This is a genomic window from Azohydromonas sediminis (assembly GCF_003574675.1).
GTDB classification, from domain to species: Bacteria; Pseudomonadota; Gammaproteobacteria; order Burkholderiales; family Burkholderiaceae_C; genus Calidifontimicrobium; species Calidifontimicrobium sediminis.
Genome location: NZ_QOAZ01000004.1, coordinates 48,962 through 73,708, shown reverse-complemented (window position 1 = coordinate 73,708; position 24,747 = coordinate 48,962). Strand labels below are relative to the sequence as shown.

Sequence of the window (24,747 nt, the reverse complement as noted above, 5' to 3'; positions counted from 1 at the left end):
GCCGGTCAGCCCGCCGCGCCGCTGCGCACGCCGAGCTTGAACGCGATCATCGCGCGCAGCTTGTTCGGCAGCACCGGCTTGATCAGCAGGTGGAAGTCATGCGTTGCGGCCTCGTCCTCGTGGCCGCCGAGGCTGCTGCCGGTGATCACGATCGCCGGCAACGGGGCGCCGGCGAAGCGCGCACGCAGCAGCGCGAGCGCCTCCAGACCCGTCGTGCCGCCAGGCAGGCGGTAGTCGACGAGCAGCACGTCGGGGCGCTCGGCAGCGGGGCCCGCGCACCACGCACGCACTGCGTCGACGGTGTCGAACGCGACGACACGCGCGCCCCAGGCCTGCAGCAGTACCACGAGCCCGTCGCGCACCGCCGCCTCGTCCTCGACGACGACGAACAGCCGCCCGTCGAGCGTGAGCCCGATCGGCGTCGTGGCCTTGGGCATCTGCGCGTCGAGCGCGCGCGGCGCGCGCCCTTCGGGCACTTCGAGCGTGAACACGGTGCCATGGCCCGGGCGCGAGCGCACCGACAGCGGCGTGTCCATCAGCGCCGCGAGCCGCTTGACGATCGCCAGCCCGAGACCGAGCCCCTTGCGGTGGTGCGGCTCGAGCGGGCGGTGGCTGTTGACCTGGTAGAACTCGTCGAAGATGCGAGGCAGGCTGGCCGGCGCGATGCCGATGCCGCTGTCCCACACCTGCAGCAGCAGCTTGCCGCCGCGCCGGCGCGCGCTGACCAGCACGCCGCCGTCTTCGGTGTAGCGGATCGCGTTGCTGACCAGGTTGCGCAGCACGCGCTCGAGCAGCACCGGGTCGGCGTGCGCGACGTGCTGTTCGCCGCGGAAGTGCAGCGCCAGCCCCTTCTCGAACGCCGCCGGCTCGAAGTGCAGCCGCAGCCGCGCGAACAGCTCGCGCAGGCGCACCGGCTGCGGGTTGACGTCGACGCCGCCGGTGTCGATGCGCGTGATGTCGAGCAGCTCGCCGAACAGGCCCTCGAGCGCGTCGACGCTCTCGTTGATGCTGTTGACGAGCTTGGCCACCTCGGGGTCGTGCGCGCGCTGGCGCAGCGCCTCGGCGAACAAGCCCATGGCGTGCAGCGGCTGGCGCAGGTCGTGACTGGCGGCGGCGAAGAACTGCGTCTTCGCGCGACTCGCGGCCTCGGCCTCGCGGCGCGCCGCCTCGGCCTGCGCTTTTTCGACCTGCAGCTGCGCGGCGAGCTGCTCGCTGTGGCGGCGCAGCGCGATCGCGTCGGCCAGCGCACCGCGGTAGGTGCGCGCCATCAGCAGCGTCGCGGCGAACAGCAGCAGCATCAGTCCGGCGAGCTCAAGGTGGTTCGGCGTCGCGGTGTCGAGCGCGACACGCACGATCCCCGGCACGAAGACGACGCCGACGAAGACGAGGAACAGGCGCCGCTGCGTGCCCACCACCTGCACCGCGCCGAACGTGTAGGTGACGACCATCAGGATCAGCGCCGTCTTCTGGAACACGCCGCCCTCGCCCCAGAACACCCACGACGCGACGCCCCACATCGCGCCCTGCGCGACCGACAGCCACGCCAGCGGCGTGCGCTGCGCGACGATCGTCTCGTCGGACATATCAGCGCGGCGGCCGTACAACAGCCAGTGCGCCAGACGCAGCAGCCACAGCACGACGACCGGCACGAACCAGACGGCGAGCCGCCAGCGCTCGGCCACCGGCGCGAAGATCAGCCCGACGAGCACCATGCCCACCAGGTTGCCGAACAGCGCCACCGGCGACTGGCGCAGGTGTGCGCGCACGGCCTCGGCGGCGATCGCGCTCGCCGACGTCGGCGACGCCGCCGGCGCCGGGGCGCCGGTCGGCGACGCGGGCACCTCGGTCGAGACGACGGCGCTCATCGCGGCGCGCAGCGGCAGGTGTCAGCGCCCGCGCCAGACGCCGAGGCCGCCGTCGCGCGTCATCTGGCCGACCGCGATGACGGCCTGCGTGCGCGAGCTCACGCCCAGCGCGCGCAGCACCGCGGCGACGTGGTCCTTGACCGTTTCGACCGACAGGTTCAGCTCGCGCGCGATGATCTTGTTCGGCTTGCCCTGCAGCAGCTTGGCCAGCACCTCGGTCTGGCGCGGCGTCAGGCCGATCTGGTCGAGCGAGCGCATCGTCTGGTAGCCGGCGGCGGCGTGGCTGCCAATCGGCACGTCCAGCGGCGTGGCCACGCGCATCACGTCGGGCACCGTGTCGCCGCCCTTCGGCGGCGGCGGCTCGGTGCCGAGGTGGATCGGCGGCACATAGATGCCGCCCGACATCACGAGCCGCAGTGCGTCGAACAGCGTCTCGTTCGAGGCGCGCTTGGGCACGAAGCCCATCGCGCCGAGGTCGATCGCGCGGATCACGTCGCTCGCGCGGTCCGACGCGGAGATCACGACGACCGGCAGCGCCGGGTGCCTCTGCCGCATCTCAGCGAGCACGTCGAAGCCATCGGCGTCGCCGAGCGCGAGGTCGAGCAGCACGAGGTCGAAGTCCTTCGCGTCGGCGAGCTCGCGGCGCGCCTCGGCCGCGCTGGCGGCGCTGACGACGGTGACGTCGTCGCCGAGGCCGCGCATGACGGTCTGCAGCGCCGTCAGGATCAGCGGATGGTCGTCGACCAGCAGCACTTTCATCGGCGGCGCTCCCCGGTGTCCCGCGCAGGACGGTGGCGGATCGTAGCCCAGCGCCAGTGCCCGCCACACCCCCGACGGGGGGACGGGTGGCCGCGCCGCGGGGACGCCGCCAGCGACGATCAGGTGTAACGGCGCGTGACCGACTCGGCCACACACACCGGCTTGTCGTGACCGTCGCGCTCGACGGTGACCTCGGTCGTCACTTGCGCGCCGCCGTCGATCGGCTCGAAGGCGAGCAGCCGGAAGCGCCCGCGCAGCCGGCTGCCCGCCGGCACCGGCGCCGGGAAGCGCACGCGGTTGAGGCCGTAGTTGACGACGATGCGCTCGTCGCCGACCGCGAACGCCGTCGCCGCCAGCTCGGCGATCAGCGACAGCGTCAGAAAGCCGTGCGCCACCGTCGTGCCGAACGGACCGGCGGCGGCGCGCTGGGGGTCGGTGTGGATCCAGTGGTAGTCGCCGGTGGCGTCGGCGAACAGGTCGATGCGCGCCTGGTCGACGGTCACCCAGTCGCTCAGGCCGATCTCGTCGCCGACGCGCGTGCGCAGGTCGGCCAGGTGCAGGTAGTGCCTCATCGCCCGATCCACTCCAGCAGGGGTTGCCACTGTGCCAGGTCGCGCTCGACGCGGCTGGGCGCGACGTCCCACAGCGTCAGCCCGCGTGCGGCCAGCTGCACGTAGTTCTGCGTGTCGCGCAGGAAGCCCAGGACCGGCAACCCGAGCGTCTCGAGGTAGCGGTGCAGCTGCTCGTTGCTCAGCGTGCCCTCGCGCACGCGCATGCCGACGACGCCGAACGCGATGCGCTCGGCGCGCTTGTGCGCGCGCAGTGCGGCGACGAAGGCGTGGGTGGCGTTGATGTCGAACAGGCTCGGCTGCAACGGGATCACGACCTTGTCGGCGACCTTCATCACCTCGTCGAGCCGCTTGCCGTGCAGGCCGGCCGGTGTGTCGAGCACCGCGTGCGTCGTGCCCTTGGGCGGGCGCAGCGCGTCGCCGCCGCTGGTGTCCCAGCCGCGGATCGGCGGCAGCTGGGGCGGGCGCAATGCGAGCCAGCCGCGAGCCGACTGCTGGCGGTCGACGTCGCCGAGCATCACGGCGTGGCCCTGGCGCGCCAGCGCGCCGGCGATGTGGGTCGCCAGCGTGCTCTTGCCGACCCCGCCCTTGGGGTTGGCGACGACGATCACCGGCATGCGCTGTCCTCCCCGCCCGTCATGCCCGCGATCGTAACGGCCGCCAGGGCCGGCCCCGCAGCGGGCAAACCCATGCGCCGGCGCCTCAATGACCTACGTTTCGAACCGGCACCACCGACCGGCGAATCACGCCGCTTCCAGCGACCGCCGCGGATCCGGCTTCGCCGGTCCGCTGACGGTGCCCCCTCCCCGAAAGGGGGCGCGCGAAGCGCGTAGGGGGAGGCTCATTTCCACCCGTCCCACAGCAGCTTGAGGCCCGTCAGCGCCATGCCGGCGTAAGCGATGCGGTAGAACCACGTCGAGTCGATCCGGCGCAGCGCCCACACGCCGAGCCACACGCCCACCGGCGCCAGCGGCAGCAGCACGAGCGACGTCGTCATGTTGCGCAGGTCGATCAGGCCCAGCCACGCGTACGGGATCCACTTCGACAGGTTGATCGCGGCGAAGAACACCGCCATCGTCGCGCTGAACACGACCGGGTTCAGCCGCAGCGGCAGCACGTAGGCCGAGATCGGCGGGCTGCCGGCGTGGGCGACGAAGCTCGTGAACCCCGACGCCATCGCCGCCAGCCAGCCGACCCAGCGCGGCGGCCGCGGGCGGTCGGCGCGCGGCGGGAAGACGAGCCGCTGCACGAGGAACAGCAGCGTCAGCGCGCCGACGATGGCCGCCACCGTCTTGGCCGGCAGCAGCCCGAAGACGACGGTGCCGACGACGGTGCCCAGCAGCCCCGCGGGCAGCAGGTGCGCGATCAGCGCGCGGTCGCGCTCGCGCCACAGCTGCTGCAGCCCGGTGGCGTCCATCACGAGCAGCAGCGGCAGCATGATCGCCGCCGCCTGCGGCACCGGCACCGCGAGCGCCATCAGCGGCGTGGCCAGCGCGCCGAAACCGCCGAGGAATCCGCTTTTGCCCAGCCCCATCAGCAGCACCGCCGGCACGGCGACGGCGTAGAACCAGGGGTCGGTGATCATCGGGCGCGGGCTTCGCTGCAGCGATCGGGGCGCGCATTGTCGTCGCGTCGTCGCGCGCGTGCACCGGCGCTGAACGCGGCGTGCGAAGCCATCCAACCCGCGCCGGCGCCGCCGGTGCTTCAATGGCGCCATGGACCAGCCCCTGCCCCCGCTGTTCGTCTCGCACGGCTCGCCGATGACGGCGCTCGACCCCGGCGCGGCCGGCGCGTTCTGGCAGCGGCTCGGGCAGGCCATCGACGCCACGTTCGGCCACCCGCGCGCGGTCCTCGCGCTGTCGGCGCACTCGCTGACGCGCGAGCCAGTGCTGCTGGCCGCCGCGCGGCACCCCACGGTGCACGACTTCGGCGGCTTCCCCGACGCGCTGTACCGGCTGCGCTACGACGCCCCCGGCGCACCGGCGCTCGCGCCGCGCGTGCAGGCGCTGCTGGACGGCGCGGGCATCCGGGCCCACGCGGTCGACGACGGTGGCCTGGACCACGGCATCTGGGTGCCGCTGCGCTTCGTCTACCCCGACGCCGACGTCCCGGTGCTGCCGCTGGCGTGGGTGCCGAGCGACCCGCCTGCCGCGCAGTTCGCGCTCGGGCAGGCGCTGGCGCCGCTGGCCGCCGAGGGCGTGCTCGTGCTCGGCACTGGCAGCATCACGCACAACCTGCGCCTAGTGGTGAGCTTCACCGGCCGCGGGCCGGTCGACCAGCCCGAGCGCGCCGAGAGCGCGGCGTTTCGCGATTGGTTCGCGCAGCGCAGCGCCGCGCGCGACTGGGACGCGCTGTTCGACTACCGACGCCAGGCGCCGCACGCCGCACTGATGCACCCGAGCGACGAGCACCTGCTGCCGTGGTTCGGCGCCGCCGGCGCCGGCGGGCGCGAGCACGCGCCGCAGCGGCTGCACGCCAGCGTGACCTACGGTGCGCTGGGCATGGACGTCTACGCGTTCGGCGCGCAGGCGCCGGCGCTCGCGCGCGCGCTGCAGGCGCCTGCACTGGCCTGAGCCGCGGCCTGGCCGCCACCCTCGTCCGGCACCGCGGAGGGCACCGGCGCTATCCTTGCGCCCCCTCGCGAGCAGCGCCCCATGGCCGGCATCCACATCACCGACATCGAGCGCGCCATCAACTGGTGGCGCGAGCGCTCGCCGAGCGTCGACGGCATCACCGCGTGCGCCGAGGTGCGCGCGCTGGCCGAGGTCTACGCGCTGATGGTGTACTACCGCGAGAGCGAGTGTGACGAGGACACGATGCCCGCGGCGGCCAAGGCCGCGTGGCTCGCGTGGTACGCGACGACGCCCGACGCGCCGTGCATCGCGATCTGCTCGACCAGCCAGGGCGACGACGTCTGCAAGGGCTGCGGGCGCACCTTCGACGAGGTGCAGCACTGGACCGTCTACACGCCGGCCGAGAAGCGCGCCGTGTGGCGGCGCATCACGCTCGAGGCCAGCGCGTGGCGCTTCAACCGCTACGCCGAGCGCGCGCGCGTGGCCGACGGCGCCGACCATCCCGACGCCGCCGCCCTCGACGCGGCCGTGGCCGAGCAGGCGCGCCGGAGCCGGCGTTGACGGCCGTCGCCGCCGGCGGCCGCGGGCTGGCCGCCAGCGCACGGCGCCTGCTGCCGCTCGCGTGGCCGGTGTTTGTCGGTCAGCTCGCGGTGCTCGCGTTCTCGACCGTCGACACCGTGCTCGTCGCGCGCTTCGCGGCGGCGCAGGGCGCACCGGTCGAGCTCGCGGCGCTCGCGGTCGGCGCGGCGGCGTACATCACGGTGTTCATCGGGCTGATGGGCGTCGTGCTCGGCATCGGGCCGATCACCGGACAGCTGTACGGTGCACGGCGGCTGGCCGAGGCCGGCGAGCAGCTGCACCAGGCGGTGTGGGTCGCGCTCGCCGCGTCGGTGCTCGGCGGCGCGGCGCTCGCGTTCCCGCAGCCGTTCCTCGCGCTCGCGCAGGCGCCGCCCGAGGTCGCCACGCGCGTGCACGGCTACACGCTCGCGCTGGCTGCCGCGCTGCCGGCGGCGCTGCTGTTCGCCGCGTACCGCGCCTTCCACATCGCGATCTCGCGTCCGAAGGCGGTGATGGCGCTGCAGCTCGGCGGCTTGGCGCTGAAGGTGCCGCTGTCGGCGGCGCTCGTCTTCGGCGCCGGGCCGCTGCCGGCGCTCGGCGTCGTCGGCTGCGGCCTCGCGACCGCGATCGCGATGTGGGTGCAGGTGGCCGTCGCGTTCGTCGTGCTGCGGCGCGACCGCACGTACGCCCCGTTCGCGCTGTGGGGCCGCGGGCTGCACCCGCCCAGCCGCGTGGCGATCGGTGCGCTGCTGCGCCTGGGCGTGCCGATCGGGCTCGCGACGCTGGTCGAGGTCACCGGCTTCGCGTTCATGGCGCTGTTCATCTCGCGGCTGGGCACGACGCCGGTGGCCGGGCATCAGATCGCAGCCAACCTGATGGCGCTGCTGTTCATGATGCCGCTGGCGATCGCCAACGCGAGCAGCACGCTGGTCGCGCAGCGCATCGGCGCCGGCGACCTCGCCGACGCGCGCCGCCTCGGCTGGCACGGGCTGCAGATCGGCGTTGCGCTCGCGGCACTGCTCGGCAGCGCGGTGTTCGCCGCGCGCGAGGGCATCGTCGGCATCTACACCAGCGACGCCGCCGTCGCCGCGGCGGCGCTGCCGCTGCTCGCGTGGGCCGCGCTGTTCCACGTCGCCGACGCGGCGCAGGTCGTCGCGGCGTTCGTGCTGCGCGCGTGGCGCATCGCGGCGCTGCCGCTGGCGTTCTACGTGACGGCGATCTGGGGCGTCGGCCTCGGCGGCGGCTGGGCGCTCGTGTTCGCGTGGCCGCAGCTCGCGCCGGCCGCGCTGCGCGGCGCGAGCGGCTACTGGGCGTCGGCGACGCTCGGGCTCGCGCTGGCGGCGCTGGCGCTCGGCGCGCTGCTGGCGGTCGTGCTGCGACGGCAGCGCGCGGTGCGCTGAACGCGGCCGCAACCGTTCAGGTGCCGGCGGGCAGGCTCAGCACGAAGGTGCTGCCGCCTCCCGCGCGTGGCTCGCAGCGCACGCTGCCGCCGTGCGCCTGCGCGATCTGCCGCACGAGGCTCAGCCCGAGCCCGACGCCGCCTTCGCGCTCGGCGTGGCCCGGCAGGCGGAAGAACGGCTCGAAGATGCGCTCGCGATACGCCTCGGGCACGCCGGGGCCGCGGTCGCTGACGGCGACCTCGACGGTGTCGCCGCGCACGCGCCAGGTCACCGTCGCGTCGTCGCCGCCGTAGCGGCGCGCGTTCTCGAGCAGGTTGCGCAACGCACGGCGCAGCAGCCGCTCGTCGCCGCGCACGGTGCACGCCGGTGCGGCGTCGTCGACGTCGGCGCCGGTGCGTGCGGCCTCCTCGAGCGCGAGCGCACGCAGCTCCACCGGCTCGCGCGCGACGTCGAGCGAGCGCGCGTCGAGGCGACTGGCCAGCAGCACCTCCTCGACGAGCGCGTCGAGCTCGGCGATGTCGGTGTCGATCTCGCGCTTCAGGTGCTCGCGGCGCTCGCCGTCGGCGCCGTCGAGCATCGCCAGTGCCATCTTCAGCCGCGCCAGCGGCGAGCGCAGCTCGTGGCTCGCGTTGGCCAGCAGCGACTGGTTCGCGCGCACCAGCGCCTCGATGCGCTCGGCCGCGCGGTTGAAACTGGCCGCCACCGCGGCGACTTCGTCGCGCCCCGAGTCGTCGACGCGCTGCCCGAGCGCGCCGGCGCCGAACTGCTCGACGCCGTGCTTGAGCGCCTCGAGCCGGCGCGTGAGGCGGCGCACGACGGGGTAGGCGCCGGCGGCCACCGCGACGAACAGCAGCGCGAGCACGAGCAGCACGCCGGTGCCCTGCGCCCACGGCGGCGGCGCGAACCACGGCGCGCGCGCGCTGCGCGGCGGCGGCGCGCCGTCGGGCGGGCCGCCGCGCTCGGCCCACTCGGGCCGCGGCGCCCGCGCACGGCGCAGCAGCCACAGCGTGCGTCCGTCGTCGAGGCGCACCGCGATGCGACGCGGCGGCGGGCGATCGGCCTCATGATCGGCCTCACGCTCGGCGAACAGCGGCGAGGTGGCGATGCGCCGCCCCTGCGCGTCGTCGAGCGCGAGCGGCAGGCGCAGCCGCTCGGCCCACTCGAGCAGCGCCCGCGCCTGCTCGGCCGCCGGCGCGTCGGCGCCGGGCAGCGAGCGCTGGATGAGGTCACCCCAGGCCGCGGCGCGCTCCGAGGCGATCGACTCGAAGCGCACGCGCTCGCGCTCGATCTGTCGCTGGAACATCCAGCCCGAGCCGAGCGCGAACAGCGCCAGCACCGCGACGACGGTGAGCCACACGCGCAGGTACAGCGACTTCACGCGCGCGCTCTCACTCGTCCTGCCGGCGCGCGAAGAGATACCCGCTGCCGCGCACCGTCAGCACGCGCCGCGGGCGCTTGGGGTCGTCCTCGATCGCGGCGCGGATGCGCGAGACGTGCACGTCGATCGAGCGGTCGAACGCGTCGGCCGGGTGGCCCTTGAGCGCGTCCATGATCTGGTCGCGCGTGAGCACGCGCCCGGCGCTGCGCGCGAGCACGACGAGCAGGTCGAACTGGTGCGCGGTCAGGTCGCAGTCGCGCCCGTCGAGGCGCGCGCGACGCTGGTCGAGTTCGATCTCGAGCCGGCCGAAGCGCAGCACCTCGGCTGCGGGTTCGGGGCTCGCGCGCCGCAGCAGCGCCTTGACGCGTGCGAGCAGCTCGCGCGGCTCGAACGGCTTGGGCAGGTAGTCGTCGGCACCGATCTCGAGGCCGACGATGCGGTCCATCGGCTCGCCGCGCGCAGTCAGCATCAGCAGCGGCAGCCGGCGCGTCGCAGGATCGGCGCGCAGCTCGCGCGTGAGGTCGAGCCCGTCGCCGTCGGGCAGCATCAGGTCGAGCACGAGCGCGTCGTAGCCGCCGTGGCGCAGGCGTTCGCGCCCGGCGGCCAGCGTGCCGGCGGTGTCGACGGCGTAGCCGGCCGCGCGCAGGTAGTCGCCGACCATCGCCGCCAGCCGGGCGTCGTCGTCGATCAGCAGCAGTCGCGCGGCGCTCATCGCAGCAGCAGCAGGCAGGGCAGCGGCGCAGCATACCCGCGCCGCTGCGGGTGCAGCGTCACGAGCCGCGCGGCGCGTCGAGGCGCTGACGCTCCTGCCAGTGGCGCTGCATCATCTCGCGGCGCTGCCGCGCGTGCTCGGCCAGCGTCGCGCGCTGCTGCGGCGTCAGCACGCGCGCGACGTCGATCATCGCCTGCGTCGTGCGGCGCGTGACCTCGTCGTGCTGGCGCAGCATCTGCTGGCGCTGCGCCTCGATGGCGTTGGCGTCGACGTTGGGCTGCGCGAACAGCGCCAGCGCCTGCTCACGCAGCGCGCGCTGCTGCTCGCGCAGCGGCTCGAGATCCTTGCGCGCGGCGTCGACGATGGCGCGGATCTGCGCGCGCTGCTCGGCGCTCGCGTCGACGCGGTCGAGCATGCGCTCGAGCCCGCGGCCGGCCAGCGGCAGCCCCATCGGGCCGGCGCCGATCGCAGCGCTGTCGTGACGGCCGTGCGGGCCCATGCCGCCGTGCGCCTGCGCCGGCAGCACGGCGGCGGCAAGCAGCGCGGCCACGAGCGGCACGGCGGCCAGCGCCCAGCGGGTGCGGCGCGAGACGGTCGCGCGGTCGAACGAGGAGATGCGGGGAATCGGGGTCATCGGTGACGCTCCTGCAAGGGATGGTGACAGGCGGTCAGGTTGCGCCGCGCCCGTGTCGGCGCGATATGGCGCCGGTAAAGATGCGTAAACGCGGCGCGCGGCTCAGCCGCCGCCCTCGATGCGCAGCAGCGTGCGCCGCAGGTCGAAACCGGGGTCGGTGCTGCGCAGTTCGAGCCGCAGCAGCACGCCGCTGCGGCGATCGACGACGAGGACGCCGTCGACGCGCGTGCCCGCCGGCGCGCCGAGCACGTCGCCGAACAGCTCGATCGCCGCAAAGTCGAACGGCCGCCCGAACCCGGTGTGCACGCCCTGCGCGATGACCTGGCCGCGCACGCGCGCGCGGCCGCCGCCACTGTGGCGCAGTTCGCCTGCGACGACGTCGCCGAGCCGCGGCGATCGCTCGAGCAACTGCGTCCAGTACGCCCACGGCGCTGCGTCGCCGCGCGCGGGCGCCGGCGTGCCGCGCAGGTTGCCGGCCAGGTCCTGCACCCACGCGCCCGGCAGCGCACGGCCGTCGAGGGAGGCACTGAACTCGAGCTGGCCGCGGCGCACGACCTCCAGCGTCAGCGCCAGCTCGCCGGCCGTGCGGCGCGCCGCGGTGCGCTCCTCGTAGACGAGCCGCTCGCCCGGCGCGAGCGGCAGCATCGGCGCGAGCTGGGCCGCGGTCGCATGCCGCAGCGGGCCGCAGCCGCGCTGCGCGAGCGCCTCGTGCAGTGCCGCGTGCCGGCGCTCGAGCCGCGCGAGTTCCACGGCGTCGGGGCCGTCGGGACGCATCGCGCGCAGCGCCGGCCAGAAGACCTCGATGCCCTGGCCGAGCGCGACGACGCCGTAGCCAGCGCGCAGGTCGGCGGCCAGCGCGAGGTCGACGGCGCGCTGCTGCACGCGGTCGACCTCGTCGTGCATCGCATCGCAGCGCCAGTGGCCGTAGTGCGCCGGGTCGTCGCCGCCGAGCGTGACGGGCGGGCTCGAGGCGCAGCCGCCCATCACCAGCACGGCAGCGCCGAAAATGGTCCACAAACCGACAGACCGCATCAGCGCATTGTGCCGCCGGGGCCCCCCGCCCCAGAAGCGACAAAGCCCGCGGGTGCGGGCTTCGTGGCTGCGACGGGACTGGCGGAAAGGGAGGGATTCGAACCCTCGATACGGGAGACCCGTATACCGGATTTCGAGTCCGGCGCATTCGACCACTCTGCCACCTTTCCTGCATTCGGCATCCCGGGGTCGGCGGGAAAGCCGCGGATTCTAGCCGAGCGCTACGGCGCGATCGCGAGGTCGAGGCCGGGCAGCCGCGCGTCGCCGGGCTGGGTCGTCCAGCGCTGGCCGGGCGCGAGCGGCCACGCGTCGGTCAGCGTGCCGGTGGTCACGACGTGGCCGGGCTCGACGCGCCAGTCGGGGGTGTCGCGCACCATCGCGGCCAGCCACAGCGCAAGCGCCGCGAGCGGGCCGCCCAGCACGTTCGCGCCGACGCCGCGGTCGACGACGCGGCCGTCGCAGGCCAGTGTCATCGTCGTCGCGGCTAGGTCCGCGGCCAGCCGCGGCCACGCCGCCGCCGGCACGCGCGGGCCGACGAGAAGCCGCCCGTGCAGCGCGCCGTCGGCCACGGTGTCGGCGGCGGTGAAGCGCCAGCCTTCGCAATGCGTGTGCACGACCTCGACGCCGTGCGCGACCCACTCGAGGCAGCCGACGAGCGCCGCCTCGTCCATCCCCGGCTCGGGGCTGCGCGCAAAGCCAAACACGATCTCGGGCTCGAGCCGCGGCTGCACGAGACCGGCGAGCGGCAGCGTCGCCGCGGTGCCGTCGAGCAGCGTCAGCGTCGTGTCCCACACCGGGCCCCAGATCGGCGCGTGCACGCCGTAGCGGTCCCAGATCGTGCGGTTCGTGAAGCCGATCTTCCAGCCGACCACGCGCTCGCCGCGCGCGATGCGGTGCCGCCGCAGTGCCTCGGCCACGGCATAGGCATCGTGCAGCGTCAGGCCCGGCTGGCGCGCACTCGGCAGCGGCATCGGGCGCGCGCTCTCGCGCGCGGCCAGCACGGCGTCGGCCAGTGCCGCGACGTCGGCCGTCACGCCGCTCGCGGGCGCAGCACGTCGAGCCCGCCCATGTAGGGGCGCAGCGCCTCGGGCACGACGACGCTGCCGTCGGCCTGCTGGTAGTTCTCAAGCACTGCGACGAGCGCGCGGCCCACCGCCAGCCCGGAGCCGTTGAGCGTGTGCACGAGCTCGGGCTTGCCCTGCGCGTTGCGGAAGCGCGCCTGCATGCGGCGCGCCTGGAACGCCTCGCAGTTGCTGCACGAGCTGATCTCGCGGTACGTGTGCTGCGCCGGCAGCCACACCTCGAGGTCGTAGGTCTTCGCGCTCGCGAAGCCCATGTCTCCGGTGCACAGCAGCACGACGCGGTACGGCAGCCCGAGCTTTTGGAGGATCGCCTCGGCGTGGCCGACCATCTGCTCGAGCGCGGCGTCGCTGTCCTCGGGCTTCGTGATCTGCACCATCTCGACCTTGTCGAACTGGTGCTGACGGATCATCCCGCGCGTGTCGCGCCCGGCGCTGCCGGCTTCGCTGCGGAAGCACGGGCTGTGCGCGGTGAGCCTGATCGGCAACTGCGCGGCGTCGAGGATCTGCTCGCGCACCGTGTTGGTCAGGCTGATCTCGCTGGTGCTGATCAGGTACTGCTCGGGCTGGTCGTCGCTGCCGCCTCGCAGCACCCTGAACATGTCGTCGCGGAACTTCGGCAGCTGCCCCGTGCCCTCGAGCACCTCGCGGTTGACGATGTACGGCGTGTAGCACTCGGTGTAGCCGTGCTCGGCGGTCTGCACGTCGAGCATGAACTGCGCGAGCGCGCGGTGCAGCCGCGCCACCGGCCCGCGCAGCAGCGAAAAGCGCGCACCGCTGAGCCTGGCCGCGGTGTCGAAGTCCAGCCCCAGCGGGGCACCGACGTCGACGTGGTCGCGCACCGGGAAGTCGAACGCACGCGGCGTGCCCCAGCGCCGCACCTCGACGTTACCGGTCTCGTCGGCACCCACCGGCACGCCGGGTTGCGGCAGGTTCGGCAGCTGCATCAGCAGCGCGTGCAGTTCGCCCTGCAGCGCATCGAGCCGCTCGGCGCAGGCCTTCAGCTCGTCGCCGAGCCCGCCGACCTCGGCCATCAGCGCCGCAGTGTCCTCGCCCTTGGCCTTGCGCTGGCCGATCTGCTTGGACAGCGCATTGCGCCTGGCCTGCAGGTCCTCGGTGCGCGTCTGCAGGCGCTTGCGCTCGGCCTCGAGCGCGGTGAAGCGCTCGACGTCGAGGAACGGTTGCGGGCGCTTGCGCGTCTCGAGGCGGGCGACGACGGACGGCAGGTCGCGGCGCAGCAGGTTGATGTCGAGCATGGCGGTCCTTCGTGGGCGAGGAATTTTCCATGAACGGCGACGGCGCCCGCAGGCGCCGTCGCCGCCGGGCACGCGTGTGGCCTCAGGACGACGACGACGGGGTCGACGGCACCTGCGCCATGCTCTTGTCGCCCAGCCCCATCGGCAGCGGGAAGCGCACCGTCTCGCGCACGCCGTCCATCGTGCGCACGCTGACCGCACCGAACTCGCGCAGCCGCGCGATGACCTGCTGCACCAGGATCTCGGGCGCCGACGCGCCAGCCGTCAAGCCGACGCGGGGACGCCCGGCGAACCACGCGGCCTGCAAGTCGTCGGCCGAGTCGACCATGTACGCCGGCGTGCCGCGGCGCTCGGCGACCTCGCGCAGCCGGTTGCTGTTGCTGCTCGTGGGGCTGCCGACGACGACCACGACGTCGACCTGCGGCGCGAGCAGCTTGACCGCGTCCTGCCGGTTCTGCGTCGCGTAGCAGATGTCCTGCTGCTTGGGCTCGCGCACGTGCGGGAAGCGCCGCTTGACGGCGGCGAGGATGTCGGCCGCATCGTCGACCGACAGCGTCGTCTGCGTCACCACGGCGAGCTTGTCGCCGCGGGGCTGCACGCGCGCGACGTCGTCGACGTCCTCGACGAGGTAGATGCCGTCGGCGAGCTGGCCCATCGTGCCCTCGACCTCGGGGTGCCCCTTGTGGCCGATCATCACGAATTCGTAGCCCTCCTTGGCCAGCTTCGCGAGCTCGACGTGCACCTTGGTCACCAGCGGGCAGGTCGCGTCGAACACGTTGAAGCCGCGCGCGGCGGCCTCGGCACGCACGGCCTTGCTGACGCCGTGCGCCGAGAACACCAGCGTCGCGCCCGGCGGCACGTCGCCCAGGTCCTCGACGAAGATCGCCCCCTTGGCCTTGAGGTCGTTGACGACGTAGGTGTTGTGCACGATCTCATGGCGCACGTAGATCGGCGCGCCGTACTTCGCCAGCGCGCGCTCGACGATCTCGATCGCGCGGTCGACGCCGGCGCAGAAGCCGCGCGGCTCGGCGAGCAGCACTTCCTCGACGCGGGACGGGCCCATCACAGCACCCCGATCACGTGCACCTCGAACCGCACCGGCTGGCCGGCGAGCGGGTGGTTGAAGTCGAACAGCAGCCAGCCCTCGTCGGCCGGGCCGACCTCGCGCACGACGCCGGCATAGCTGCCGCTGCCGTCGGGCGTGGGGAACTGCACGACGTCGCCGACGGCGTAGGTCGCGTCCGGGTCGCCGAGCTCGTGCAGCAGCGCGAGCTTGACGCGCTGCAGCAGCGCCGGGTTGCGCTCGCCGAAGGCCTCGCCCGGGGCGAGGTCGAACGCGGCGCGCGCGCCTTCGGGCAGGCCGAGCAGGCGCTGCTCCATCGCCGGCGCGAGCTGCCCGCGGCCCAGCGACAGCGTGGCCGGCGCGCCGCCGAAGGTGCTGACGAAGTCGGCACCGTCGGGCCCGCGCAGCCGGTAGTGCAGCGTCAGGAACGAGTCCCTCTGAATGGTGTGGGCGGTCGCGGCGGCGGGCTGCATACAGTGGATTCTAGGAGCCACCCCACCGCCCGCCTGGAGCGCACCCCTTGTCGATCAAGGACTTGCCCGCCGACGCCCGCCCGCGCGAGAAGCTGCTCGCGCGCGGCGCACCGGCGCTGGCCGATGCCGAGCTGCTCGCGCTGCTGCTGCGCACCGGCACCGCCGGCACCGGCGTGCTGCAGCTCGCACAGCAGCTGCTCGCCACCTTCGGCGGCGTCGGCGGGCTGCTGCGCGCCGACCGCCGCGAGCTCGCACGCGTCAAGGGCCTGGGGCCGGCCAAGCGCGCCGAGCTGTCGGCCGTGCTCGAGCTGGCGCGCCGCGCGCTGGTGGCCGAGCTCGCGCAGCGCCCGGTGTTCGACGCGCCGCAGCGCGTCAAGGACTACCTGCGGCTGCAGCTGGCGCACCTGCCGCACGAGGTGTTCGCGGTGCTGTTCCTCGACCACCAGCACCGGCTGCTGGCGATGGAGGAACTGTTCCGCGGCACGCTGTCACACACCAGCGTCTACCCGCGCGAAGTCGTCAAGCGCGCGCTCGCGCTCAATGCCGGTGCCGTCGTGCTCGCGCACAACCACCCGTCGGGTGTGGCCGAGCCGTCGCGCGCCGACGAGTTCCTGACGCAGTCGCTCAAGGGCGCGCTCGCGCTGGTCGACGTGCGCGTGCTCGACCACTTGGTCGTCGGCGCCGCCGACGTCGTCTCGTTCGCCGAGCGCGGCCTGATCTAGCCGCGCCGGCACGGCCTGCCGCGGCCGGGGACAATCCCGGGGCCATGACCGCACGCCGCCTGCACGACCTCGCCGCGCTGAAGACCGCGCTCGCCGAGCAGCGGCGCGAGGCGCACCTGCGTGCGGCGCGCGAGCGCGAGGCGGCGGCGCAGGCCGAGCGCGAGCGCTCGCTGTTCGCGCGCAGCGTCGGCCCGGTGCAACCGCTGCGCGACCGCGGTCTGGCACAGATCGACCGCCCGCGGCCGGCGCCGCTGCCGCGCCAGCGCGAACGCGACGAGCAGGCCGCGCTGCGCGAGGCGTGGTCCGACGAGGTCGACGTCGAACGCCTGCTCGACACCGACGGCGAGCTGAGCTTTCGCCGCCCGCACATCGCGCCCGACGTGCTCGCCAAGCTGCGCCGCGGGCGCTGGGCGATCCAGGCGCAGATCGACCTGCACGGCCTGCGCCGCGACGAGGCGCGCGAGGCGCTCGCCGCCTTCCTGCGCGACGCGACACAGCGCGGGCTGCGCTGCGTGCGCGTCGTGCACGGCAAGGGTCACGGCTCACCCGGCAAGGCGCCGGTGCTCAAGGGCAAGGTGCGCGCGTGGCTGGTGCAGAAGGACGCCGTGCTGGCCTTCGTGCAGGCGCGCGCGGCCGACGGCGGTCACGGCGCGCTGGTCGTGCTGCTGGCCGGCGCGGCCGCGGCACCGCAGCGCGCCGACTGAACGCGGCCAGCGTCAGCGCCGCAGCACGTCGAGCCACGCGCGCTGCGCGTCGGTGAGCGCGTGGTCGGGCGTCAGCAGCGACGACGCCAGCGCGGTGCGGATCTCGGGCTCGGGCTCGGGGATGCCGGCGGTGACGAACGCGTCGAGCAGGCGCTTGGCGGCGTCGAGCGCGCGACCGTAGCGCTCCATGATCGCCGCCACCGACGCGTGCTGGTTCGGGTCGTCGAGCCAGCAGTCGTAGTCGGTCACGATACCCACCGTCGCGTAGCCCATCTGCGCCTCGCGCGCGAGGAACACCTCGGGCACGTTGGTCATGCCGACGAGGTGGCAGCCGGCCTGGCGCAGGAACAGGCTCTCGGCCTTCGTGCCCAGGCGCGGGCCCTCGACGCAGGCGTAGGTCACGCCGCGGTGCAGCGGCAGGCCCAGCCGCTGCGCGGCGGCCGACACCGCGTCGACGAGCCGCGCGCTGACCGGGTGCGCGGTCGACACGTGCGCGGCGACGCCGCCGCCGAAGAAGCTGCGCTCGCGCGTGCCGCGCGTCCAGTCGAAGTACTGCTCGGGCATCGCGAAGTGCCCCGGCTCGATGTGCTGCGCGAGGCTGCCCACCGCCGAGAAGCCGAGGATCTGCGTCGCGCCGGCGCGCTTGAGCGCGAACACGTTCGCGCGGTAGTTGACCTCGTGCGGCAGCAGCCGGTGGCCCTTGCCGTGGCGCGCGAGGAACAGCAGCGGCACGCCGTGCAGCCGCCCGCGCTGCACGACCCCCGACGGCTCGCCGAACGGCGTCGGCGCGTCGAGGTTCTCGTCGATCGTCATGCCCGGCAGGTCGTACAGGCCGGTGCCGCCGATGATGGCCAGCATGGGGGACTCCTCGTCAACGTGCGCGACGATCGTACGCGAACGTGGCGCGGCAGCATGGTCACGCTGCCCGTCCGCGGCGAGGCCCCTGGTTGCGACGCCGGCAGCGCTACTTCTGCTGGATGCGCGCGAGGTAGTCGAGCAGCGCGACGATGCGCCCGCGCACGTACCACTCGGGCTGTCCCATCGTGGCCGGATCCTTCATCGCATCGACGCGGTAGCGCAGCCCCCACACCGGCATCTCGCGCGAGCCGTGCCAGAACACGTCGGTCGACGAGCGCCCGTCGATCATCTCCCACACCAGCTGCGTCGGGAACGCGCCGCCGTTGCGCTTGGCCAGCGTCGTCAGGTCGCTCGGCGGCTTCGTCAGGTAGTTGCGCAGCGAGCCGTCGCCCTTGCCCGACAGGCCGTGGCAGCTGGCGCAGCTCGACTCGTACTCGAGCTTGCCCAGGTCGTGCACGTAGGGCTGCGCCTGCTGTGCCGACGCGCCCGCCACCCACCCGGCCAGCACGGCGCCGATCGCCGCCGTCGAGAGAACCGTCTTCATCGCTGCCTCCTTGTCGCCGCCCGTCGTGGGCTGTGCCGATGATGATCGACGCGCGGCGTGCGGCTTTGACGACCGTCAACGCGACGCGAAGCCGCCCGCCAGTAGCGCCTCGAGCGACTGCAGCGTGTCGGCCTCGTGCAGCGGCTTGTCGCGGCGGATGCGCAACATGCGCGGGAACCTCAGCGCGATGCCGCTCCTGTGGCGGGGGCTGCGCTGGATGCCCTCGAAGCCGAGCTCGAACACGAGGCTCGGCACGACGCTGCGCACCGGGCCGAACTTGTCGATCGTCGTCGCACGGATCACGCGGTCGACCTCGGCGAACTCGGCGTCGCTCAGGCCCGAATACGCCTTCGCGCACGGCACCAGCTGCAGCGCGCCGTCGGCCGGCGTCCGGCGCTGCGCGATCGCGTCGACCACCGCCTGCGCCTCGGCGGCGTCGCGCGGCGCACGACTCCACACCGCGAACGTGTAGTCGGTGTAGACGCCGGCGCGCCGCCCATGGCCGCGCTGCGCGTAGACGAGCACTGCGTCGGCCGTCATCGGCCCGACCTTCCACTTCCACCACAGCCCCTCGGCCTTCGTGCGCCCGCTGCCGTAGCCGCTGTCGCGGCGCTTGAGCATCAGCCCCTCGACGCCGTGCTCGCGCGAGCGCGCCCGCAGCGCGGCCAGCGCCGGCCAGCCGTCGGCGTCGAGCAGCGGCGAGACGCTCACGCCGGCCGCGGCGCAGGTCGCCTCGAGCCGCGCGCGGCGCGCGTGCTGCGGCTCGCCGCGGCGGTCGATGCCGTCGGACTCGAGCAGGTCGTAGGCGACGAAGTGCACCGGCGCCTGCGCGAGCACGGTCTTCGTCAGCGTCTTGCGCCCGATGCGCTGTTGCAGCAGCGCGAAAGGCGCCGGCGCGCCGTCGCGCCACGCGACGATCTCGCCGTCGAGCACGGTGCCGTCGGGCAGCGCACTCGCCAGCGCGACGACCTCGGGGAAGCGCTCGGTCACCAGCTCCTCGCCACGCGACCAGATCCACACGCCGCCGGCGCGACGCACGAGCTGCGCGCGGATGCCGTCGTACTTCCACTCGGCGAGCCAGTCGCCGCGCGGCCCGAGCGCGTCGGCCAGCGCGGCGACGTCGCCGGCCACGGCGGGGTCGAGCGCATGCGCGAGGAAGAACGGGTACGGCTGCCCGGGCTCGGTGGGCGCCGCGTCGCCGCGCGCGATCAGCGCGAGGTAGCGCGCGGCGGTCGGCGTGGCGCGCGCGTCGGTGTAGCCCATCATGCGTTGCGCGACGAGCTTGGCGTCGATGCCGGCCACCGCCGCCAGCGCGCGCTGCACCAGCAGCCTGCTGACGCCGACCCGCAATCCGCCGCCGATCAGCTTGACGAGCAGGAAGCGCTGACGCGTGTCGAGCTCGCGCCACCACCGTGCGAGCGCCTCGGCCTGCACCTCGGCGGGCTGGCCGCGCAGCGGCAGCAGCCGCTGCTCGACCCACTGCGCGAGCCCGAGCGAACTCGCGGCCACCGGTGGCGGCAGCACGAGCGCGATCGTCTCGGCGAGGTCGCCCACCGCCTGGTAGCACTCCTCGAACAGCCAGTCGGCAATGCCGGCCTCGCGCACCGCGGTGGCGCGCAGCAGCGCGGTGGGCACCGTCTGCCGCGGCTTGCCGCCGGCGAGGAAGTACGCCGCCCACGCCGCGTCGGCGGGCGCGGCGCGCTCGAAATGGCGCTGCAGCGCCGCGAGCTTGTCGGCCGTGGACGTGCTCGCGTCGAGTTCGGCGTAGAGGTCGGCGAAGTCGCGCATCGGGGCGGAAGAACCGCGGCATTGTGGCCACCGGCGCCGGGCGGGCGTCGCGCCCGGCGCGCTAAGCTCGCGGCCATGACCTCGCCGCCGCCCCCCACCCCCGCTTCGACGCCCGCATCGCCCGGCATGCCGCGCCGGCGCGACAACGGCAACCCGCTGCTCGAGGTCGTCGTCGCGATCGTCGTGCCCGCCGTGATCCTGATGAAGTTCAGCGGCGACCAGCACCTCGGCACGACGACGGCGCTGCTCGTCGCGCTGGCGTTCCCGTTCGGCTGGGGACTGTACGGGCTCGTGCGCCTGCACAAGCTGAGCTTCATCGCGGTGCTCGGCGTGATCAGCACGCTGCTGACCGGCGGCATCGGGCTGCTCAAGCTCGACCCGCAGTGGCTCGCCGTCAAGGAGGCCGCGGTGCCGGGGCTGATCGGGCTGGCGGTGCTGATCTCGGCGCGCACGCGCTGGCCGCTGATCCGCATGCTGGTCTACAACCCCCAGGTGCTCGACGTTGACAAGGTCGACGCGCACCTCGCCGCGCGGGGCAACGTCGACGCGTTCGAGGCGCGGCTGCGCAACGGCACGCTGCTGCTGGCCGGCACCTTCTTCTTCTCGGCGGCGATGAACTACCTGCTCGCGCGCTGGATCGTCACCAGCCCCGCCGGCACCGAGGCGTTCAACGAGGAGCTCGGGCGCCTCACGCTGATGAGCTATCCGATGATCGCGCTGCCGTCGATGGCGATGACGCTGGGCGTCGTCTACTACCTCGCGCACGGCGTCAAGCAGCTCACCGGGCTGACGCTGATGGAGATGCTGCACCACCCCGGCGATCCCGCAGCGAAGTGACGGGGCTTGGGCGGCGGCCTGGCGGGCCGCCGATACCATGCGGTTCATGGAGGGACCGTTCGGCGAGTTCGCCCTGCTGCTGCTGATCTGCGCGCTCGCCGGTGCGGTGTTCGTGCGCCTGAAGCAGCCGGTGCTGATCGCCTACATCGTGGTCGGCATCGTCGCGGGGCCGTCGGTGCTCGGGCTGGTCGGCGCGCACGACCAGATCGACCTGCTGGCGCAGATCGGTGTGGCGGTGCTGCTATTCGTCGTCGGCCTCAAGCTCGACCTGCACCACATCCGCCACATCGGTCCGGTCGCGCTGGCCACCGGGCTCGGTCAGCTCGGCTTCACGATCGCGTTCGGCTTCCTGCTGATCCTCGCGCTCGGCAAGGGCGTGATGGAGGCACTGTACGTCGCGGTCGCGCTGACGTTCTCGAGCACGATCATCATCGTCAAGCTGCTGAGCGACAAGCGCGAGCTCGACAGCCTGCACGGGCGCATCGCGGTGGGCTTCCTGATCGTGCAGGACCTGGCCGTCGTGATCGCGATGATGACGATGAGCACCCTGCGTGGTGCCGGTGGTGCCGGCGGCACCGAGGGCGACCCGGCTGCGTGGCTCGACGTGCTGCTGTCGCTCGGCTGGCGCCTGGCCGCCGCGGCGGCGCTGATGTTCGGGCTGATGCGCCACGTGCTGCCCGTCGTCGTCTCGGCGATGGCGCGCTCGCAGGAGCTGCTGCTCGTGTTCGCCGTCGCGTGGGGCGTCGCGCTGGCCGCGCTCGGCGAGTGGGCCGGCTTCAGCAAGGAGGCGGGTGCCTTCCTCGCCGGGTTCTCGCTCGCCTCGACGCCGTACCGCGAGGCGATGAACGCGCGCCTGACGGGCGTGCGCGACTTCCTGCTGCTGTTCTTCTTCATCGACCTCGGCGCCAAGCTCGAGCTCTCGACGCTCGGCGCCGAGGTGGGGCCGGCCGTCGTGCTGTCGCTGTTCGTGCTGATCGGCAACCCGCTGATCGTGATGGCGATCATGGGCTACATGGGCTACCGCAAGCGCACCGGCTTCCTCGCCGGGCTGACAGTGGCGCAGATCAGCGAGTTCTCGATCGTGTTCGTCGCGATGGGCATCACGCTCGGCCACGTCGGCGTCGAGGCGCTCGGGCTGACGACGCTGGTCGGTCTCGTGACGATCACGGTGTCGACCTACATGATCCTGTACTCGCAGCCGCTGTACGAGAAGCTCGCGCCTTGGCTGGGGCTCTTCGAGCGCCGGCGGCCGTTCCGCGAGCTCGCGGTGGAGCGCCAGCCGCGGCCCGAGCGGCCGGTGGAAGCCATCGTGTTCGGCCTCGGGCGCTACGGCAGCCGGCTGCTCGCGCAGCTGCGCGACGCCGGCGTCGAGGCGATCGGCGTCGACTTCGACCCCGAGGCCGTGCGCGAGCTGCGCCGCCGCCACCTGCCGGTGCGCTTCGGCGACGGCGAGGACCCCGACTTCCTCGAGTCGCTGCCGCTCGCGCAGGCGCGCTGGGTCGTCACGACGTTCCCGCAGTGGGAGAGCAACCGCGCGCTACTGCACGCGCTGAAGACGGCCGGCTACCGCGGCCACATCGCCGGCGCGGTGCGCGACCACGCGCACGCGCTCGCGCTGGCGCGCGCCGGCATCGACCGCGTGCTCAATCCGTTCGAAGACGCGGCCGACCGCGCCGCGCAGACCCTGGCCGCGGAGATCCGTCCGCAGGAGCAACCGGCATGAGCACGATGAAGGCCATCCTCGCCGCGACCGACTTCTCGGCGCCGGCACGCCACGCCGCCGACCGCGCCGCGCGGCTGGCGCACGAGACCGGTGCCGCGCTGACGCTGATGCACACGCTGCCCGCGCAACCGCTCGAGGAGCTGCGCCAGTGGCTCGGCGCACAGCCGCAGGCGCCGCAGCAGCTGCTCGCGCAGGCACGCGAGCAGCTGCAACGCCTCGCCGACGAACTCGGCGCCGCACGGCGCGTTGCGGTGCAGGTGCACCTGGCCACCGGCGCCGTGCTCGACGAGATCGGCCGCCAGGCCGACGCCCTCGACGCCGACCTGCTCGTGCTCGGCGCACGCGGTGCCGGCTTCTTGCGCAGGCTCGTGCTCGGCACGACGGCCGAGCGGCTGCTGCGCCGCACGACGCGCCCGCTGCTCGTCGTGCGTCACACGCCGCACGAGCCGTACCGGCGCGTGCTCGTCGCGCTCGACTTCTCGCCGTGGTCGGCGGGTTCGCTGCCACTGGCGCGGCGCGTCGCGCCGCACGCGCGGCTGGTGCTGCTGACCGCGTTCCAGGTGCCGTTTGAGGAGAAGCTGCACTTCGCCGGCGTCGACGCGGCGACGATCGAGCGCTATCGCCAGCAGTCGCGCGCCGCCGCGACGCAGAAGCTGCACGCCGCGGCGCAGTCGGCGGGGCTGAAGCCCGGCGACTACGACGCCGTCGTCGTCGAAGGCGACGCATCGCAGCGCATCGTCGAGCAGGAGCAGGAGCTCGACGCCGACCTCGTCGTGCTCGGCAAGCACGGCCAGTCGGCGGCCGAGGACCTGCTGCTGGGCAGCGTGACCAAGCACGTGCTCGCCGAGGGCAGCGCCGACGTGCTGGTGTCGACCGCCCGCGCCGCATGAGTGCGACGCTGCGCGCACTGGCCTGCGTCGCGCTCGCCGCCCTCGTCCACGCGCTGACGACGGCCCCCGACGCGACGCGCGCCGGCCTGGCGCTGTTCGTGCTGATCGGCGGCCTGTGGATGACGCAGGCGCTGCACCTGAGCGCCACCGCGCTGCTGGTGCCGCTGCTCGCGGTGCTCGCCGGGCTGCTGAGCGTGCGCGACGCGCTCGCGTCGTTCGCGAACCCGATCATCTTCCTGTTCCTCGGCGGCTTCGCGCTCGCCGCCGCGCTGCAGCGCCACGCGCTCGACCGCGCGCTGGCCGCCGGCATGCTGCGGCTGGCCCGCGGGCGGCGCGCACACGCCGTGCTGCTGCTGTTCGCGCTCACCGCAGCGCTGTCGATGTGGAGCAGCAACACCGCGACCGCGGCGATGATGCTGCCGCTCGCGCTCGGCCTGCTGCAAGGCGACGAGCGCGTCGGCGCGCGCGAGAAGGCCTTCGTGCTGCTGGGTCTGGCCTACAGCGCGAGCATCGGCGGCATCGGCACGCTGGTGGGCAGCCCGCCGAACGCGATCGCCGCCGCGCAGGCGGGCATCGACTTCGCCGGCTGGCTGCGCATCGGGCTGCCGATGGTCGCGCTGCTGTGGCCGCTGATGATCGGCGTGCTGTGGCTGCTGCTGCGCCCGCAGCTCGGCGGGCGCTTCGACGCCCCTGCCGCCGAGCCGCTCGCGTGGACGCGCGAGCGGCGCGCCGCGGTGGCGATCTTCGCGCTGACCGCCACCGGCTGGGTCGCCGGCGCGCCGCTCGGGCGCGCGCTCGGCATCGGCGGCGACGTCGACAGCGTCGTCGCGATCGCCGCCGTCGTCGCGCTGGTGGCCGGCGGTGTGCTGACCTGGCCCGATATCGAGCGGCGCACCGAGTGGGGTGTGCTGCTGCTGTTCGGCGGCGGGCTGGCGCTGAGCCACGTGATGGGCAGCAGCGGCGCGAGCCGCTTCCTCGCCGACGGGCTCGTCGCGCTGCTGCACGGCGCCCCAACGTGGCTGCTGCTGGCAGGTGTCGTCGCGTTCGTCGTGTTCCTGACCGAGCTGGTCAGCAACACCGCGAGCGCGGCGCTGCTGGTGCCGATCTTCCTCGGCGTCGCGGCCGCGCTGGGCCTGCCGCCGGCGCTGCTGGCCGCCGCGATCGCGGTCGGCGCGTCGTGCGCGTTCATGCTGCCGGTGGCCACGCCGCCGAACGCGATCGTCTATGGCACCGGCGCCGTGCCGGCCGATGCGATGATGCGCTGCGGGCTGGTGCTCAACCTCGTGTGCATCGCCGTCATCGTCGCCGTCGCCAGCGCGCTGGCTTGACG

The 24,747-nt window shown here is 73.9% G+C and carries 25 protein-coding genes and 1 tRNA gene; 9 read left to right on the top strand and 17 right to left on the bottom strand.

Features of this window, described 5'->3' with window-relative positions:
• Nucleotides 1–5: 5 nt before the first annotated feature.
• From DRV96_RS03835 to DRV96_RS03815, 5 genes are all read right to left on the bottom strand, one after another.
• On the bottom strand, nt 6–1,865 hold the full coding sequence (locus DRV96_RS03835; protein ID WP_235823266.1) for an ATP-binding response regulator: 1,860 nt from the start codon (nt 1,863–1,865) through the stop codon (nt 6–8).
• A gap of 21 nt (nt 1,866–1,886) precedes the next feature.
• Nucleotides 1,887–2,624, bottom strand: coding sequence for a response regulator (locus DRV96_RS03830; protein WP_119287950.1), 738 nt, complete (start codon nt 2,622–2,624; stop codon nt 1,887–1,889).
• Nucleotides 2,625–2,743: 119 nt separating this feature from the next.
• Nucleotides 2,744–3,196 (bottom strand): MaoC family dehydratase, encoded by a 453-nt coding sequence (locus DRV96_RS03825; protein ID WP_119287948.1) that lies wholly within the window; start codon nt 3,194–3,196, stop codon nt 2,744–2,746.
• A complete protein-coding gene (locus tag DRV96_RS03820; RefSeq protein WP_119287946.1) occupies nt 3,193–3,810 on the bottom strand; it encodes a ParA family protein in 618 nt (205 codons plus the stop codon). The genes DRV96_RS03825 and DRV96_RS03820 overlap by 4 nt, the downstream gene beginning before the upstream one ends.
• Nucleotides 3,811–4,034: 224 nt before the next feature.
• Complete coding sequence (locus tag DRV96_RS03815) at nt 4,035–4,778, bottom strand: sulfite exporter TauE/SafE family protein (RefSeq protein WP_119287944.1); 744 nt, start codon at nt 4,776–4,778, stop codon at nt 4,035–4,037.
• Between the two features lie 130 nt (nt 4,779–4,908).
• Here DRV96_RS03815 and DRV96_RS03810 point away from each other — a divergent pair, with 130 nt between their 5' ends.
• The 3 genes from DRV96_RS03810 (at nt 4,909) to DRV96_RS03800 (ending at nt 7,724) form a co-directional block, all read left to right on the top strand.
• Nucleotides 4,909–5,766: a dioxygenase family protein gene (locus tag DRV96_RS03810; protein ID WP_119287942.1), complete on the top strand. Its 858-nt coding sequence runs from the start codon at nt 4,909–4,911 to the stop codon at nt 5,764–5,766.
• A gap of 81 nt (nt 5,767–5,847) precedes the next feature.
• Nucleotides 5,848–6,327: a DUF3717 domain-containing protein gene (locus DRV96_RS03805; protein WP_119287940.1), complete on the top strand. Its 480-nt coding sequence runs from the start codon at nt 5,848–5,850 to the stop codon at nt 6,325–6,327.
• Nucleotides 6,324–7,724 carry an MATE family efflux transporter gene (locus tag DRV96_RS03800; protein WP_119287938.1) on the top strand — a complete coding sequence of 467 codons (1,401 nt, stop codon included), beginning with the start codon at nt 6,324–6,326 and terminating at the stop codon, nt 7,722–7,724. Before DRV96_RS03805 ends, DRV96_RS03800 begins: the two co-directional genes overlap by 4 nt.
• A 16-nt stretch (nt 7,725–7,740) precedes the next feature.
• Here DRV96_RS03800 and DRV96_RS03795 read toward each other — a convergent pair whose 3' ends face one another.
• The 9 genes from DRV96_RS03795 to DRV96_RS03755 form a co-directional block, all read right to left on the bottom strand.
• Nucleotides 7,741–9,102: a sensor histidine kinase gene (locus DRV96_RS03795; RefSeq protein WP_119287936.1), complete on the bottom strand. Its 1,362-nt coding sequence runs from the start codon at nt 9,100–9,102 to the stop codon at nt 7,741–7,743.
• A gap of 10 nt (nt 9,103–9,112) precedes the next feature.
• On the bottom strand, nt 9,113–9,814 hold the full coding sequence (locus tag DRV96_RS03790; protein WP_119287934.1) for a response regulator transcription factor: 702 nt from the start codon (nt 9,812–9,814) through the stop codon (nt 9,113–9,115).
• Between the two features lie 58 nt (nt 9,815–9,872).
• On the bottom strand, nt 9,873–10,448 hold the full coding sequence (locus tag DRV96_RS03785; RefSeq protein ID WP_119287933.1) for a Spy/CpxP family protein refolding chaperone: 576 nt from the start codon (nt 10,446–10,448) through the stop codon (nt 9,873–9,875).
• A 102-nt stretch (nt 10,449–10,550) separates the two neighbouring features.
• A complete protein-coding gene (locus DRV96_RS03780; protein ID WP_162910934.1) occupies nt 10,551–11,480 on the bottom strand; it encodes a hypothetical protein in 930 nt (309 codons plus the stop codon).
• 79 nt (nt 11,481–11,559) lie between these two features.
• Nucleotides 11,560–11,650: transfer RNA gene (locus tag DRV96_RS03775), tRNA-Ser, on the bottom strand.
• Between the two features lie 51 nt (nt 11,651–11,701).
• On the bottom strand, nt 11,702–12,514 hold the full coding sequence (locus DRV96_RS03770) for a 2-keto-4-pentenoate hydratase (RefSeq protein ID WP_119287928.1): 813 nt from the start codon (nt 12,512–12,514) through the stop codon (nt 11,702–11,704).
• The gene (serS, locus tag DRV96_RS03765; protein ID WP_119287926.1) at nt 12,511–13,815 is read right to left on the bottom strand and encodes a serine--tRNA ligase; all 1,305 of its coding nucleotides are present in this window, start codon (nt 13,813–13,815) and stop codon (nt 12,511–12,513) included. Before serS ends, DRV96_RS03770 begins: the two co-directional genes overlap by 4 nt.
• Nucleotides 13,816–13,897: 82 nt before the next feature.
• The gene (gene ispH / locus DRV96_RS03760) at nt 13,898–14,878 is read right to left on the bottom strand and encodes a 4-hydroxy-3-methylbut-2-enyl diphosphate reductase (protein WP_119287924.1); all 981 of its coding nucleotides are present in this window, start codon (nt 14,876–14,878) and stop codon (nt 13,898–13,900) included.
• Nucleotides 14,878–15,351: an FKBP-type peptidyl-prolyl cis-trans isomerase gene (locus DRV96_RS03755; RefSeq protein ID WP_119287922.1), complete on the bottom strand. Its 474-nt coding sequence runs from the start codon at nt 15,349–15,351 to the stop codon at nt 14,878–14,880. Before DRV96_RS03755 ends, ispH begins: the two co-directional genes overlap by 1 nt.
• 47 nt (nt 15,352–15,398) lie before the next feature.
• Between DRV96_RS03755 and radC the strand changes: the two genes are divergently transcribed.
• A complete protein-coding gene (gene radC / locus DRV96_RS03750; RefSeq protein WP_162910933.1) occupies nt 15,399–16,073 on the top strand; it encodes a RadC family protein in 675 nt (224 codons plus the stop codon).
• A 44-nt stretch (nt 16,074–16,117) separates the two neighbouring features.
• Nucleotides 16,118–16,777 carry a Smr/MutS family protein gene (locus DRV96_RS03745; protein ID WP_119287919.1) on the top strand — a complete coding sequence of 220 codons (660 nt, stop codon included), beginning with the start codon at nt 16,118–16,120 and terminating at the stop codon, nt 16,775–16,777.
• A gap of 12 nt (nt 16,778–16,789) precedes the next feature.
• Here the strand turns inward: DRV96_RS03745 and DRV96_RS03740 are convergent, their stop codons facing one another.
• From DRV96_RS03740 to DRV96_RS03730, 3 genes are all read right to left on the bottom strand, one after another.
• A complete protein-coding gene (locus tag DRV96_RS03740) occupies nt 16,790–17,635 on the bottom strand; it encodes an MTAP family purine nucleoside phosphorylase (protein WP_119287916.1) in 846 nt (281 codons plus the stop codon).
• 106 nt (nt 17,636–17,741) lie between these two features.
• Entirely contained in the window at nt 17,742–18,179 is a 438-nt protein-coding gene (locus DRV96_RS03735; protein WP_119287913.1) for a c-type cytochrome, read from the bottom strand.
• A gap of 75 nt (nt 18,180–18,254) precedes the next feature.
• The gene (locus tag DRV96_RS03730) at nt 18,255–19,967 is read right to left on the bottom strand and encodes an ATP-dependent DNA ligase (RefSeq protein WP_119287912.1); all 1,713 of its coding nucleotides are present in this window, start codon (nt 19,965–19,967) and stop codon (nt 18,255–18,257) included.
• 126 nt (nt 19,968–20,093) lie between these two features.
• Between DRV96_RS03730 and DRV96_RS03725 the strand changes: the two genes are divergently transcribed.
• The 4 genes from DRV96_RS03725 to DRV96_RS03710 are packed head-to-tail and all read left to right on the top strand — an operon-like array spanning nt 20,094 to nt 24,745.
• The gene (locus DRV96_RS03725) at nt 20,094–20,804 is read left to right on the top strand and encodes a VC0807 family protein (protein WP_119287911.1); all 711 of its coding nucleotides are present in this window, start codon (nt 20,094–20,096) and stop codon (nt 20,802–20,804) included.
• Between the two features lie 46 nt (nt 20,805–20,850).
• Nucleotides 20,851–22,527, top strand: coding sequence for a cation:proton antiporter (locus DRV96_RS03720; RefSeq protein ID WP_119287910.1), 1,677 nt, complete (start codon nt 20,851–20,853; stop codon nt 22,525–22,527).
• Complete coding sequence (locus DRV96_RS03715) at nt 22,524–23,417, top strand: universal stress protein (RefSeq protein WP_119287909.1); 894 nt, start codon at nt 22,524–22,526, stop codon at nt 23,415–23,417. Before DRV96_RS03720 ends, DRV96_RS03715 begins: the two co-directional genes overlap by 4 nt.
• Nucleotides 23,414–24,745, top strand: coding sequence for an SLC13 family permease (locus DRV96_RS03710; protein WP_119287907.1), 1,332 nt, complete (start codon nt 23,414–23,416; stop codon nt 24,743–24,745). The genes DRV96_RS03715 and DRV96_RS03710 overlap by 4 nt, the downstream gene beginning before the upstream one ends.
• The last annotated feature ends 2 nt before the right edge of the window (nt 24,746–24,747 follow it).